The organism is Streptomyces sp. AM 4-1-1 (assembly GCF_029167625.1).
Lineage (GTDB): Bacteria > Actinomycetota > Actinomycetes > Streptomycetales > Streptomycetaceae > Streptomyces.
Genome location: NZ_CP119145.1, coordinates 2,317,648 through 2,331,767 on the forward strand (window position 1 = coordinate 2,317,648; position 14,120 = coordinate 2,331,767).

Here is a 14,120-nt window from a genome sequence, read left to right on the forward strand (position 1 = left end):
AGCCGCGAGACCACGGCCCATAGGAGACCCGTTCCGCGCCGGTCGGGCCAAGCCTGCCGACAGGGGCCTACCGGCCGATACACTGGACTTGTCCAGCGCATCGTTTGGGGTAGTGCTGCCCGAACACCACGCCGATTCGATGCGCCAGCCGCGTACGCTCCCGGGACGGGTCGATGCCCGCGACCCGCAGCCGACCGCCGCTCGGGGTGAGGATGCCGGTCAGCATCTTGATCGTCGTGGACTTGCCCGCGCCGTTCGGCCCGATGTAGCCGACCATCTCGCCGCGCGGTACCCGGAAGCTGATCCCGTCCACCGCGCGCACCTCGCGCCGCTCACTGCGCATGAAGCCGGTCCTGCGGCGCACGTCGAAGACCTTCTCCACACCGTCCAGCACGATGAAGTCCGCGTCGGACTCCGGTCCCGTACCCGTCATGTCTCCTCCTCGCCCGTGTTCGTCCGTCTGTCCGTCCGTCTGTCCGTCCGACCGGACGCGGCCCGCTCAGTCACCTCGTACGACCGACCCGCCGTTCAGCTTCCCGTGCTGCGGTACGCGCGCAGGCCCGCCCGCCACGCCGTCCCCGCGATCAGCCAGCACACGCCCGCCACCACCGGCGACAGGAACGCCACCCACTCCGGCAGCCCCAACGGGTCCTGCCTGCCCAGCACGTAGAGCGCGGGCAGCCAGTTGACGAAGGCCAGCGGCACCATGAACGTCACCCCGCGCACCAGGTCCTTGCCGAAGATCGACGGCGGGTACTGGAGCAGTGTGTTCCCTCCGTACGTGAAGGAGTTCTGCACCTCGGACGCGTCCTGCGCGAAGAACTGGAACGCGGCGCCGGCCACGAACACCGCCGCGAAGATCGCCGCCCCGCTCAGCAGCATCAGCGGAATCATCAGGACCTTGAGCGGCGTCCAGCCGACGTCCAGCGTCGCCAGTGCGTAGCCGAGCACCAGCAGCCCCTGGCTGATCCGTCCCAGCCGACGCAGCGCGAACCGGTCCGCCGCCACCTGCGCGATCACCGGCACCGGGCGCACCAGCAGGGTGTCGAGCGTGCCGTCGCGCACCCGCCGCCCCAGCCGGTCCATCGACCCCATCAGCAGATCGGCCAGCCCGAACGCCGTGCCCGACGCCCCGTACAGCAGCGCGATCTCGGGCAGCGAGTAGCCGCCCAACGCGTCGACGTGCGAGAACATCAGCAGGATCGTGACGAAGTCGAAGCCGGTCGCGACGAAGTTGCCGAGCGTCGACATCACGAACGAGGCGCGGTACGTCATCGTCGAGCGCAGCCACATCGCCACGATCAGCCCGTACGCCCTGACCCCCTCGACGAGCCGCGACCGGTCACCGAACGCGATCTCCGTACCGTCGTCAGCCACCCTGCACCACCACCCTCCGGGTCGCCACCGACTGCAACGCCCGCCCGGCCGCCAGCAGCACCAGTGCCCAGCCGGCCTGGAACGCGTACGCCTCCACCAGCCCCCACCCGGTGCGCTTGCCGAGGAAGACGTCGGCGGGCACCTGGAGCAGCGACGACCAGGGCAACGCCCGCGCCACCTCGCCGAGCGCTCCGGGGAACACCGTCAGCGGCAGCAGCATCCCGGAGAAGAACAACCCGGCCAGGAACGCGACCTGCGCCGCCCCCACCCCGTCCATCAGCCAGAACGCCGAGAGCGCCACCAGATAGCGCACCGCGAAACTGACCACCACGCCGAGCGCCACCGAGACCAGGAAGGCGAGCCAGGTCCACGGCGAGCCGGGCAACGCCAGATCGAACGCCAGCGAGCCGATCAGCATCGGCACGATGCCGCGCCCCAGCAGGTGGAACGCCGCCCGTCCCAGGTCCCCGGCCAGCCACCAGAGCTGGAGGTCGACGGGCCGGTACAGGTCGATGGCGACATCGCCGGTACGGATGCGCTCCATCAGCTCGTCCTCGAAGCCGCCGCCCATCATGGCGCAGGTCATCAGGAGCGCCTGTCCGAGCCAGACGTAACTGAGCGCCTGCGGCAGGTCGTACCCGCCGAGCTGGGGGCGTTCGTGCCAGAGCGCCGTGTAGGTGTACGCCATGATGAAACCGAAGACGGTGTTGGTGAACACCCCCGCCGCCGTGGCGATCCGGTAGGTGGCGTACCGCCGGAACCAGCCCGCCGCGACGACCACGTACAACCGCACTCCGTAACCCCCGATCCCCGGCTTCCGGGCTTCTCCGACTTCCGGACTTCCGGACTTCCGGACTTCCGGACTTCCGGACTTCCGGACTTCCGGGCTTCCCGACTTCCGGACTTCGGCCCTCCTGAGCCAAACGCGTGATGCTAGTCCGGCCGGGGCAGCCGTCGCGATCGGTTTTCCTGAGCGCCGCGGTCGGCCCGGTCGGCCGACCGCGGCGCTCAGCGGGGGGTGCCGGGCAAAACGGCCTCGGCGGGCGGGCCGCCCCGGTCTCCGGTCAGCCGGCGGCGAGGAGCTGGAGGGTGTCGATCACACGGTTCGAGAAACCCCACTCGTTGTCGTACCAGGCGACCACCTTGACGTGGCGGCCGTCGACGCGGGTGAGGGCCGAATCGAAGATCGCCGAGACCGGATTGCCCGTGATGTCGGACGACACGAGCGGGTCGTCCGAGTACTCGAGTACGCCCGCGAGCGCCCCCTGCGCCGCGGCGCGGTACGCCGCCAGCACGTCCTCGCGCGTCACGTCGCGAGCGACGGTCGTATTGAGTTCGACGATCGATCCCACCGGAACCGGTACGCGGATCGAGTCGCCCGACAGCTTGCCGTCGAGGTTCGGCAGCACGAGGCCGATCGCCTTGGCGGCGCCTGTCGTGGTCGGCACGATGTTGACGGCGGCGGCGCGGGCGCGGCGGGCGTCGCGGTGCGGACCGTCCTGCAGGTTCTGCTCCTGCGTGTAGGCGTGCACCGTCGTCATGAAGCCGTGCTCGATGCCGGCGAGACCGTCGAGCACCGCGGCCAGCGGCGCGAGCGCGTTGGTCGTGCACGAGGCGTTCGAGACGATCGTGTGGGCGGCCGGGTCGTACGCCTCGGTGTTGACCCCGAACGCGAGGGTGACATCGGCGCCGTCCGCCGGTGCGCTGATGAGCACCCTTCTCGCGCCCGCGTCGATGTGGGCGCGGGCGGCCGTGGCCGACGTGAAGCGGCCGGTCGCCTCAAGCACGATGTCGACGCCGAGCCGGTCCCACGGCAGCCGCGCCGGTTCGCGCTCGGCGAGCACGGTGATGCGACGGCCGTCGACGACGAGGGCGTCCCCGTCGACAGTCACCGGGCGGCCGAGCCGGCCCGCCGTCGTGTCGTAGGCGAGCAGCCGCGCGAGGGTGGCGGGTTCCGTGAGGTCGTTGACGGCGACGACCTCCAGGTCGCTGTCGCGTTCGAGCAGCGCGCGCAGCACATTGCGTCCGATGCGGCCGAATCCGTTGATGGCGATGCGAGTCATGAGTGGTGTCCCTTCGGGTTCGCCATCAGGTTCTCCCGCGGCGTCCGCCGGTGACAGCGGCGTGATCGCCACGGTCCGAAAGGATCACGCCACGGGGTGGTGACGGGCTACTGCCCCTGGGCGAAGGTGCGCCGGTACTCGCTCGGCGTGGTGTCGAGGATGCGCTGGAAGTGCAGCCGCAGATTCGCGCCGGTGCCGAGACCGACGTCGGCGGCGATCCGCTCGATGCCCCGCTGCGAACGCTCCAGCAGCTCACGGGCCACGTCGACGCGGGCTCGCATGACCCACTGCATCGGTGTGTACCCCGTGTCCTCGACGAAGCGCCGCGAGAACGTGCGCGGCGACACCGCCGCGTGCCGGGCGAGCACTTCGAGGGTGAGGGGCTCGCCGAGCCGGTGCAGCGCCCACTCCCGGGTGGCGGCGAACCGCTCGCCGAGCGGTTCGGGCACACTGCGCGGCACGTACTGCGCCTGGCCGCCGCTGCGGTAGGGGGCCGCCACCAGGCGCCGCGCCGCGTGGTTCGACGCGGACACCCCCACATCGCCGCGCAGAATGTGCAGGCACAGGTCGATGCCCGAGGCGGCGCCGGCCGACGTCAGCACGCTGCCCTCGTCGACGAACAGGACGTTCGCGTCGACCCGCACGAGTGGACGCTTCGCCGCGAGTGCCCGCGTGTAGTGCCAGTGCGTGGTGGCGCGCCTGCCGTCGAGCAGGCCCGTGGCGGCGAGCGCGAAGGCGCCCGTGGAGATGGCGGCGAGCCGCGCGCCCCGGTCGTGGGCGGCGATCAGCGCCTCGACGACGGCCGGCGGCGGGTCGTCACGGTCCGGGTGCCGGTAGCCGGGGACGAAGACGATGTCGGCCCACGCGAGTGCTTCGATGCCGTGGGCCACGTAGTACGACAGGCCGTCGCCACCCGCCACGGGACCGGGCGCCGCACCGCACACCCGCACCTCGTACGGCATACTCGCGCGGGTCGTGAACACCTGCGCGGGAATACCGACGTCGAGGGGCTTCGCGCCTTCGAGCACGAGGACGGCGACGCGGTACGGGGGTGAGGCCGACACGGGGACGAGGGTACGTGGGTACCTGGGTGCGGGGGTACGTCAACCCCGTTCAGGGAGCCGCGCGGGCCCGCCGTGAACCGTGTCGATGTCGATTGCGGGCGCGGGCACCGCCGCTCGGAGGCGAGCAGGCGGACCCGGCGATGGTGGCGCCGTTCCGGGCCGACGGCACGGCGCTGCTCGCGCCGGTCACTTCCGCTCCGACGCGGCCAGCCGTAGCTCAAGCTGGTCGACCCGGTGGCGTAGCAGCGCGACCTGGGCTTCCAGGCTGACCTCCCGTTCCGCCCTGCGTCGAATGCGCGGTGACGCGGCGGCGCGCTCGATCACGGCGTCCAGCTGAACCAGGCGCTGCGGCCCGTTCGGGCCGTCCGCCAGCCGGGACCGGATCTCGCCGTTGCGGTACCAGGACCGCAGGGCCGAGCGGGAAACGCCGGTCTCGGCTTCCGCCTTGGCCAGCGTGACCCAGGGCGTCTCGTCCAGCCGCTCGAACAGCTCCAGCTCGTTCTGCCAGCGTGTGAGCCGGTCCTCCCAGTCCGACGGTGTCTCCATCAGACCCTCCCTTCGACACAGTGACCCTGTCAATAACAGTGTATTGACAGGGTGTGGACCATGGAACCATGAGTTTTGAGAGGTTCACGGTCGAAGCCCGCAAGGTGGTCGTCACGGCTCAGGAGGAGGCGAGGCTGCTCAAGCACAACCACATCGGCACGGAGCACATCCTGTTGGGGCTGCTCGACGCACAGGGCGGCACGGCGGCGAAGGTTCTGCACCAGCTCGGATACGACAAGCAGACGGCGCAGGCCGACATCGCCGCGGTGGTCAAGCCGGGCTCGCAGGAGCTCAAGGGCCATATCCCGTTCACGCCGGGCGCCAAGCGGACACTGGAGCTCGCCCTGCGCGAGGCGATGCAGTTGCACCACACCTCCATCGGGACGGAGCACATTCTGCTCGCCCTGGCCGCAGAGGGGGAGGGCGTCGGCGCGAAGGTGCTTGCCGGGCGAATCCATCCGATCAGCAGAATCCGGGCCGCGGTGCTGGCATCGGCGGACGGACCGCGGGACGTCACGGCCGGCCCATGGCCGGCCGGCACACCCGCCACCGAGGACACCGTGTCCGTCGCGAGCGCGCTGGCCGGTGGCGCACCGGTCGGCAGCCATCACCTGCTGGAGGCGATGCTGCGGGCGGAGAACAGCATGGCGTCCAAGGTGCTGCGCGAACTGGGGGTCGATCCGGACGCGGTCGCCGCCAAGATCGACGAACTGAATCCGGAGACGACCACGGACGCGAACCCGGAGGAGGCCGCGGCGCGCACGATGGAGATCCGGCTGGTCGACGACGAGGTACACGTCATCCTGCGGGACCCGGCAACGCTCACGATCGCCAAGGAGGTCACCGAACTGACCGGCGGCCCGCTCCAGGGCGTCGGGCCGGTCGCCGGCATGTTCGTCCCGCTCTGGCGGTCGACCAACCAGCTGCTGCTGAAGATCCAGCACGTGCTGCGACCGGACCCCGACGAAGAGGACAGATCCACCGCGAGCACCACGGACAAGGCCGTACGCGCGGTCCTCATGCCCCGGTTCCGCCGATGAACCGACTGATCAGCACGGTGAACCGGAGGTTGCCATGACCATCACCATCGTCGGAGCCGGCCTGGGCGGCCTGGCCCTCGCCCGTGTGCTGCACGTGAACGGCATCGAAGCCGTCGTGTACGAACGGGAACCGTCGCGCGGCGCGCGCGGTCAGGGCGGCATGCTCGATCTGCACGCCGGGACCGGTCAGCGGGCGTTGCGCGAGGCCGGCCTGATCGACCGGTTCCACAAGATCGCCCGTGGTGAAGGCCAGGACCTGCGGCTTCTCGAACCGGACGGCACCCTGCTGTTGCGGGAGGACACACCCGACGACGCCCCGCTCGAACGACCCGAGGTCGACCGTGCCGAGCTGCGCGATCTGCTGCTGGACTCCCTCCCCGAACATGCGGTGCGCTGGGGGCACGCGGTCGAGTCCGCCGGTAACGGCCTGCTGTCCTTCGCCGACGGCAGCAGTGCGACGTACGACCTGCTGATCGGCGCCGACGGCGCGGGCTCACGGGTCCGCGCGCTGCTCACCGACGCCCGTCCGGCGCACACCGGACACAACGTCATCGAACTCGGCATTCCCGACATCGACCGTACTCACCCCGACCTCGCGGCGATGGTCGGGCGCGGCAACTACTGGGTGCTCGGCAACGGGCAGTCCCTGTCGGCGCAGCGGAACGGCGACGGCCGCGTACGCGTCTACCTCAGCTTCTACAACACCGCCGAGGACTGGTTCGCGACCAGTGAGATCCCGTTCGGCGACCCAGCCGCCGCCCGGACGCGGCTGATCGACCTGTTCACCGGCTGGGACTCACGGTTCACCGCGCTGATCGCGGCCTGCGACGACACGGTACTGCCGCGGTCGATCAGCACTCTCCCGGTCGGCCTGACCTGGCCGTCGGCGCCGGACGTCACGCTGCTCGGCGATGCCGCGCACCTGATGCCGCCGGTGGGGCAGGGCGCCAACATGGCGCTGCTCGACGGCGCCCTGCTCGGCCTCGCGCTGGCCGCGCACCCGGACGACCGTCCCGCCGCCGTCAAGGAATACGAACGCGAGATGTTCGAACGCACCAGCGCCGCCGGCCGCCAGTCAGCGCACATCCAGGAAGTCCTGGCGTCGCCGGACGCCGGCCGGAGAATGCTCGCATTCTTCCAACCCGGCTGAACGCAACCGCTACGACGAGACCCCCGGCCGAGCATGCAGCCGCCGTTCGGCAATTCGACGACCCCGAGCGGTTCGACATCGACCGGACGCCCAACCCGCACCTTTCCTTCGGCGCCGGTCCCCACTTCTGCCCCGCCTCGCTGATCTCCCGCGTCCATGCCGCGGAAGCGCTCACCGCCCTCCTGGAACGTCTGCCGACGCTGCGCCTGGCCCTACCAGCGGACCAGCTCGTCCGGCGCACCGGCAACATCAAGCGCGTACCCGAACGACTCCACGTCCTGTGGTGAGACCACCAGAAACTGCGGCCGCGGAGTGATCACGATCTGCGGCCGGGGTGCCGGTGCGGGAGCTTGCCGGAGTACGGGGTACTAGTCCGCTGGGGCGACCGCTGCGATCGGCTTTCGGTGGAGGTATCAGGAGTTATCCATAAGAAAAGTGCACTATAGGAGGACTGACCACTGCCGAGGAGTCCGCACGCACATGACCGACGACGCGCCACAGCAGCCGCCCGGCGAAGGCCGAGCGGGACGCGAGGGCAGCCACGAGGACGGTGCGGAACAGCCGGCGGGCCCTTCCGGCCACAAGGCCGAACAGCCCGACGAGGCCGACGCCGCAGGAGCCGCCGACGAGCCCGGCAAGACCGGTAACGCGGAGGCCGCCGACGAGGCCGACGCCACCGACGTAGCCGGACCGGAAGGGCCCGGCCCCGAAGCGGCCGGCCCCGAAGCGCCCAGGTCCGACGCGGCCGGAGCAACCGGCGTGGCCCCCCTCAGCGCCTCCGCCGTCAACCGCGACAGCGGGATCGCCGACAGCAACGGCAACGGCGACAGCAGCGCCGACAGCCCCAACAGCCCCAGCGGCAACGGCAGCAGCAGCGACAAGCCGAAGGGCCGCCAGAAGCGGCCCAAGCGCACCGGATGGCGCCGGGCCCTCCCCACCTGGCGCATGGTCCTGGGCGGTGTTCTCCTCCTCGCGCTGCTGCTCGTCGGCGGTTTCATCGCCGGATACAAGATGGTCGACATCCCGGCAGCCAACGCCGCCGCCGAGGCCGAGTCCAACGTCTACCTGTACGAGGACGGCAGCGTCATCGCCCGCGACGGCGAGATCAACCGGGAGAAGGTCCGGCTCTCCCAGGTCCCCGCCCACGTCCGACACGCCGTGCTGGCCGCCGAGGACCGGGACTACTACTCCGAGAGCGCCGTCGACGTGAAGGCCATGCTCCGGGCCGGCTGGAAGACCCTCACCGGCAAGGGCAAACAGGGCGGCTCGACCATCACCCAGCAGTACGTGAAGAACTACTACCTCGGCCAGGAGCAGACCCTCGCCCGCAAGAGCAAGGAGTTCTTCATCGCGATCAAGCTCGACCGCGAGGAGAGCAAGGACGACATCCTTGAGGGCTACCTCAACACCAGCTACTTCGGCCGCAACGCCTACGGCATCCAGGCCGCCTCACAGGCGTACTACGGCAAGGACGTCGGCAAGCTCACCACCGCCGAGGGCGCGTACCTCGCCTCCCTGCTGAGCTCCCCCAGCGCCAACGACGTCGTCGCCAACCCCGGGAACAAGCCGGAGGCGGTCTCCCGCTGGAACTACGTGGTCGACGGCATGGTCAAGAAGGGCTGGCTCAAGGAACGCGAACGCACCGCCATGACCTTCCCGCAGCCCGGCAAGGTCAAGCCCGCCACCGCCCTGTCCGGCCAGCGCGGCTACCTCGTCCAGGCCATCCGGGACTACCTCACCCAGTACGGCGGGATCGACGAGAAGACCCTCGCCACCGGCGGCCACCGCATCACCACCACCCTGGACAAGAAGAAGCAGAACGCCCTCGTCAAGGCGGTCGACGACAACGTCATGTCCAAGACCGACGAGGACCGCAAGGCCGACCGCAACGTCCGCGTCGGCGGCGCCTCCATCGACCCCCGGACGGGCGCGGTCGTCGCCATGTACGGCGGCAAGGACTACACCCAGCAGTACGTGAACAACGCCACCCGCCGCGACTACCAGGTCGGCTCCACCTTCAAACCGTTCGTCCTCACCTCCGCCATCGACAACGGGTCCAGCCGCGGCGGCCACCGGATCACCCCCAACACCGTCTACGACGGCACCAACAAACGCATGGTCCAGGGCCCCGGCGGACCCACCGGATACTCCCCGGAGAACGAGGACAACCGCTCGTACGGACCCATCACCATCCGTACCGCCACCGACAAGTCCGTCAACGCCGTCTACGCGCAGCTCGCCCAGGACGTCGGCCCCGGCAAGGTCAAGCAGACCGCCATCGACCTGGGCATCCCGAAGAACACCCCCGACCTGACGGCGTCACCGTCCATCGCGCTCGGCCCGGCCACGGCCAGCGTCCTCGACATGACCCAGGCGTACGCCACCCTCGCCAACCACGGCAAGCACGGCACGTACAAGCTCGTCGAGAAGGTCACCAAGAACGACGAGAACGTCCCGCTCGCCGCGCGGGCCGGAGCCAAGCAGACCGTCAGCCGCCAGTCCGCCGACACCACCACCTCCGTCCTGCGCAGCGTCGTCGACGGCGGCACCGGGACCGCGGCCCGCGCCGCCGGCCGCCCCGCGGCGGGCAAGACCGGCACCGCCGAGGAGGACAAGGCCGCCTGGTTCGCCGGATACACCCCCGACCTCGCGACCGTCATCGCCGTGATGGGCCAGGACCCCGACACCGGGGTGCAGAAGCCCCTGTACAACGCGCTCGGCCTGCCCCGCATCAACGGCGGCGGAGCCCCCGCCGAGACCTGGGCCCAGTACACCGAGGCAGCCCTGCGCGGCACCGCCGTACAGAACTTCCACCTCGACCTGGAACCGGGCGCCGACGAATCCTCCGCCCCCACCGACGAGGCGAGCACCCCGGGCGACACGGACACCCCGCCCGCGTCCCGGAACCCGTCCGACACCCCGTCCCGCGACCCGGACAGCAGCACCCCGCCCGGCACGCCCACGACCGGCGGCACCACCACCCCGCCCGGTGACGCCGACGGCGGCACCGGCACGGACGGCGGTGACGACGGCGGCGCGGACACCGGGGGCGACACGGACGGCGGTACGAGCACGGGAGGGGACGACGGCAACAACGGCAACGGGAACGGCGGGGGCGACGGCGGAGGGAGCGAAGGCGGCTTCACCGGAGGCGCGGGCCCCTTCTGAACGGACGCCCGACCGACGGGCCTCCCCCGAAGCGACGCACCACCCGCTCAGTGACCGGACGTCGCCTTCAGCCCCACCACGGCCACCAGCAGCAGACACACGAAGAAGATCCGGGCCGCGGTCACCGGCTCGTGCAGCACCACCATGCCGAGGATCGCCGCACCGGCCGCGCCGATGCCGACCCACACCCCGTACGCGGTACCGATCGGCAACGTCTTCGCCGCGTGCGACAGCAGCACCATGCTCGCCACGATCCCGAGACCGGTGAACACACTCGGCCACAGCCGGGTGAACCCCTCGGTGTACTTCATCCCGATCGACCAGGCCACTTCCAGCAGACCCGCGATCAACAGCAGAACCCACGCCACGACAGCACCTCCGACAGCACGGGGCGAACGCGCGCCGCCGAAACACGGACGCGGAACGCCGACAACAGGAAGTGCGTCGTCTTTGCGAAGCCCGGTACGGCGCGTCTCGTCGGGGTAGCCCCAACCTAGCAAAGAACAGAGGAAAGACCTGGTGAACAAGGTCACCAGGCCACACACCGCACCCGCACCCCGCCGACCCGACCACCGACGCGAGGCCCCCACCGACGTGAAGCCCCCCGCTGTCGCGAGGCCCCTCGTATCGCGAGGCCGCAGACCGCCCGGCTACAGATACAGCCCCGTCGAGTCCTCCGAGCCCTCGAACCGGTCCGCCGCCACCGCGTGCAGATCCCGCTCCCGCATCAGTACGTACGCCACGCCCCGCACCTCGACCTCGGCACGGTCCTCAGGGTCGTACAGCACCCGGTCCCCCACCTCCACCGTCCGGACGTTCTGCCCGACCGCCACCACCTCGGCCCAGGCAAGGCGCCGACCGACCGCGGCCGTCGCCGGAATCAGGATGCCGCCGCCCGAACGCCGCTCGCCCTCGGGCGAATCGGACCGGACCAGCACGCGGTCGTGCAGCATCCGAATGGGCAGCTTGTCGTGGGTGTTGTCGCTCACGCCCCGAAACCTACCTGCCCACCGACCCCGTACACCCGTCCGGGGTACAGCGGCGCCGCACCCGCCGCGATCAGTGCTTGCGCCGGCGCGCCGACACGACGAGCAGCCCCACCACACCCACCGCGAGCAACGCCACCGGAACGATCCGCTCCGGACGAGGCGAGCCGTCCTCCGCCACGAACTGCGCCTTCACGTCCGACACCGTCCGGTTCACCGCGACGTAAGCCCGCCCGGCCGTCCGGTCCACGCGCTCCGCCACCTTGGCCTTCGCGTCCCCGATGATCGTCTTCGGGTGCACCCGCACCCCGATCTCGTCGAGCGTCACCGCAAGCCGCTCACGCCTGCTGACGATGTCCGCCTCGATCTGCGCAGGGGTCCTCGTATCCGACACTGCGCCGCCTCCGTGGTCGTGGGTCCGGTAAACCTTCATCGACAGTCTGTCAGCTCCACCCGCCACGTACCCGTCGGCACCCCCATTACGCTCGGCGGTGCACCACCCCGTCAGCCCTGCCACACACCCGACCCACCCCGCCACACCCGAGGAGAACCATGAGCGAGCGACTTCAGCCCGGCGACACCGCCCCCGCATTCACCCTCCCCGACGCCGACGGCAAGGACGTCTCACTCGCCGACCACAAGGGCCGCAAGGTCATCGTCTACTTCTACCCGGCCGCCCTCACCCCCGGCTGCACCAAGCAGGCCTGCGACTTCACCGACAACCTGGAGGTGCTGGCCGGCGCCGGATACGACGTCATCGGGGTGTCCCCCGACAAGCCGGAGAAGCTGGCGAAGTTCCGCGAGCAGGAAAACCTCAAGGTCACCCTCGTCGGCGACCCCTCCAAGGAGACCCTGGAGGCGTACGGCGCCTTCGGCGAGAAGAAGCTCTACGGCAAAACGGTGACGGGCGTCATCCGCTCGACCGTCGTCGTCGACGAGGAGGGCAAGGTCGAGCGCGCCTTCTACAACGTCAAGGCCACCGGACACGTAGCGAAGATCATCAAGGACCTCGGCATCTGAGAACCGGTGCCCGACGGCAGGCCCCCGACGCACCGCCAAAGCCTTACTTTTCAGCCACGTCTGCCCCTGATGGCTGAATACATGTGACAGACATCCCAATCCCTCGGCAGTTCGGTTTGCAACCGCCATGACCGCGCAGAAGCCTCTCCTGGACAACCACCGAGGAAAGGACCCCGGCCATGGCGGCCTCCGACCCCCACCAGGCGGCCGACCCGGATGCGGTCAAAAGACACCCCGCACTCTTCCGCGCCATCAAACAGCGGAAGAACCCGAGGCTGCGCCGCTCGGACATCACGGTCGCGGACGACCAGGCGGTCAAACGCGCCGTGAAGGCGGCCTCGCTCGGCAACGCCATGGAGTGGTTCGACTTCGGGATCTACTCCTATCTGGCGGCCACTCTCGGCCATGTCTTCTTTCCCTCGGGAAGCGACACCACCCAGCTGCTGTCGTCGTTCGCCACCTTCGCCGTCGCCTTCCTCGTACGCCCCCTCGGCGGCATGTTCTTCGGCCCCATGGGCGACAAGATCGGCCGCAAGAAGGTCCTCGCCCTCACAATGATCATGATGGCGATCGGCACCTTCGCGATCGGGATCATCCCGTCCCACGACGCCATCGGCATCTGGGCACCGGCACTGCTGATCTTCTTCCGACTGGTCCAGGGCTTCTCCACGGGCGGCGAGTACGGCGGCGCGTCCACCTTCATCGCCGAGTACGCCCCCGACAAGCGACGCGGCTTCTTCGGCAGCTTCCTGGAGTTCGGCACCCTCGCCGGCTACGTCGGCGCCGCGGGCCTGGTCACCGCACTGACCGCGGCCCTCAGCACCGGCCAGATGGAATCCTGGGGCTGGCGCGTCCCGTTCCTCGTCGCGGGCCCCCTCGGCCTGGTCGGCCTCTACCTGCGACTGCGCCTGGACGAGACCCCCGCCTTCCAGAAGCTGGAGGGCGGCACCGTGCACGCCACCGACGCCGCGGACGCCGTCGAGACCACCGCCAAGGGCGACCTCGCGAAGATCTTCCGCGATTACTGGCCGCTGCTGATCCTCTGCATCTGCCTGGTCGGCGCGTACAACATCACCGACTACATGCTGCTGTCGTACATGCCGACGTACCTCTCGGACGAACTCGGCTACAGCGAGACCCACGGCCTGCTCATCCTGCTCGCCGTCATGGTCTTCCTGATGCTGATCATCAACCAGGTCGGCAAGCTCTCCGACCGCTTCGGCCGCAAACCCCTGCTGATGACGGGCATGCTCGGCTTCTTCTTCCTCTCCCTCCCCGCGTTCCTGCTGATCCGCGCGGGCGGCATCCCGGCGATCACCATCGGCATGCTGATGCTGGGCCTCTCGCTGGTCTGCATGCTGGGCACGATGTCCGCGGCGCTCCCGGCCCTCTTCCCCACCCAGGTCCGGTACGGCTCCCTCTCGATCGGCTACAACTTCGCGACCTCGATCTTCGGCGGCACCACCCCACTGGTGATCACGGCCCTGATCAGCTGGAGCGGCACGAACCTGATGCCCGCGTACTACGCCATGGCGGCGTCCCTGGTCGGCATCATCTCGGTGGCCTGCATGAAGGAGACCGCCAACAAGCCCCTGGACGGCTCCCCGCCCTCGGTGGCGACCCCGGAGGAGGCCACGGAAATCCTCCAGGCCCAGTCACCGGACCCGAAGTTCTGACGAAGCCCCGCCGGAACGAACGCGCCGCCG

General features: G+C 70.0%; 13 protein-coding genes, 2 pseudogenes and 1 riboswitch. Of the genes and pseudogenes, 6 read left to right on the plus strand and 9 right to left on the minus strand.

Going from position 1 to position 14,120, the window contains the following annotated elements; all coding sequences use genetic code 11:
* Positions 1-115: 115 nt before the first annotated feature.
* The 6 genes and pseudogenes from PZB75_RS09760 to PZB75_RS09785 all read right to left on the minus strand — a co-directional run.
* Positions 116-433 (minus strand): annotated as a pseudogene (locus PZB75_RS09760) (ATP-binding cassette domain-containing protein); the annotation flags it as partial.
* 95 nt (positions 434-528) lie between these two features.
* Positions 529-1,377: an ABC transporter permease gene (locus PZB75_RS09765; protein ID WP_275534904.1), complete on the minus strand. Its 849-nt coding sequence runs from the start codon at positions 1,375-1,377 to the stop codon at positions 529-531.
* A complete protein-coding gene (locus PZB75_RS09770) occupies positions 1,370-2,170 on the minus strand; it encodes an ABC-2 family transporter protein (RefSeq protein ID WP_275534905.1) in 801 nt (266 codons plus the stop codon). Before PZB75_RS09770 ends, PZB75_RS09765 begins: the two co-directional genes overlap by 8 nt.
* 271 nt (positions 2,171-2,441) lie before the next feature.
* Entirely contained in the window at positions 2,442-3,440 is a 999-nt protein-coding gene (gene gap / locus PZB75_RS09775; protein WP_275534906.1) for a type I glyceraldehyde-3-phosphate dehydrogenase, read from the minus strand.
* 107 nt (positions 3,441-3,547) lie between these two features.
* Entirely contained in the window at positions 3,548-4,504 is a 957-nt protein-coding gene (locus tag PZB75_RS09780; RefSeq protein ID WP_275534907.1) for a DJ-1/PfpI family protein, read from the minus strand.
* A 186-nt stretch (positions 4,505-4,690) separates the two neighbouring features.
* Positions 4,691-5,050, minus strand: coding sequence for an excisionase (locus tag PZB75_RS09785; protein WP_275534908.1), 360 nt, complete (start codon positions 5,048-5,050; stop codon positions 4,691-4,693).
* A 68-nt stretch (positions 5,051-5,118) separates the two neighbouring features.
* Between PZB75_RS09785 and PZB75_RS09790 the strand changes: the two are divergent.
* The 4 genes and pseudogenes from PZB75_RS09790 to PZB75_RS09805 form a co-directional block, all read left to right on the plus strand.
* Positions 5,119-5,493 (plus strand): annotated as a pseudogene (locus PZB75_RS09790) (Clp protease N-terminal domain-containing protein); the annotation flags it as partial.
* A complete protein-coding gene (locus PZB75_RS09795; RefSeq protein ID WP_343286277.1) occupies positions 5,488-6,090 on the plus strand; it encodes a Clp protease N-terminal domain-containing protein in 603 nt (200 codons plus the stop codon). The pseudogene PZB75_RS09790 and the gene PZB75_RS09795, both read left to right, overlap by 6 nt.
* A gap of 34 nt (positions 6,091-6,124) precedes the next feature.
* Positions 6,125-7,240 carry an FAD-dependent monooxygenase gene (locus PZB75_RS09800; protein ID WP_275534909.1) on the plus strand — a complete coding sequence of 372 codons (1,116 nt, stop codon included), beginning with the start codon at positions 6,125-6,127 and terminating at the stop codon, positions 7,238-7,240.
* Positions 7,241-7,720: 480 nt separating this feature from the next.
* Positions 7,721-10,408, plus strand: a complete 2,688-nt coding sequence (locus tag PZB75_RS09805) for a transglycosylase domain-containing protein (protein WP_275534910.1) — start codon at positions 7,721-7,723, stop codon at positions 10,406-10,408.
* A 47-nt stretch (positions 10,409-10,455) separates the two neighbouring features.
* On the opposite strand, the gene PZB75_RS09810 is transcribed toward PZB75_RS09805, so the two are convergent.
* The 3 genes from PZB75_RS09810 to PZB75_RS09820 all read right to left on the minus strand — a co-directional run bounded on the left by PZB75_RS09810 (position 10,456) and on the right by PZB75_RS09820 (position 11,788).
* Positions 10,456-10,776 carry a multidrug efflux SMR transporter gene (locus PZB75_RS09810; RefSeq protein WP_275534911.1) on the minus strand — a complete coding sequence of 107 codons (321 nt, stop codon included), beginning with the start codon at positions 10,774-10,776 and terminating at the stop codon, positions 10,456-10,458.
* Between the two features lie 70 nt (positions 10,777-10,846).
* Positions 10,847-10,911, minus strand: a riboswitch (guanidine-III (ykkC-III) riboswitch).
* Between the two features lie 147 nt (positions 10,912-11,058).
* A complete protein-coding gene (locus PZB75_RS09815; protein WP_275534912.1) occupies positions 11,059-11,397 on the minus strand; it encodes a co-chaperone GroES in 339 nt (112 codons plus the stop codon).
* 70 nt (positions 11,398-11,467) lie between these two features.
* Positions 11,468-11,788 (minus strand): DUF3618 domain-containing protein, encoded by a 321-nt coding sequence (locus PZB75_RS09820; protein WP_275534913.1) that lies wholly within the window; start codon positions 11,786-11,788, stop codon positions 11,468-11,470.
* 158 nt (positions 11,789-11,946) lie between these two features.
* Here PZB75_RS09820 and bcp point away from each other — a divergent pair, with 158 nt between their 5' ends.
* Both bcp and proP read left to right on the plus strand, forming a co-directional pair.
* Positions 11,947-12,414 carry a thioredoxin-dependent thiol peroxidase gene (bcp, locus tag PZB75_RS09825; protein WP_275534914.1) on the plus strand — a complete coding sequence of 156 codons (468 nt, stop codon included), beginning with the start codon at positions 11,947-11,949 and terminating at the stop codon, positions 12,412-12,414.
* A gap of 179 nt (positions 12,415-12,593) precedes the next feature.
* Entirely contained in the window at positions 12,594-14,090 is a 1,497-nt protein-coding gene (proP, locus tag PZB75_RS09830; protein WP_275534915.1) for a glycine betaine/L-proline transporter ProP, read from the plus strand.
* The last annotated feature ends 30 nt before the right edge of the window (positions 14,091-14,120 follow it).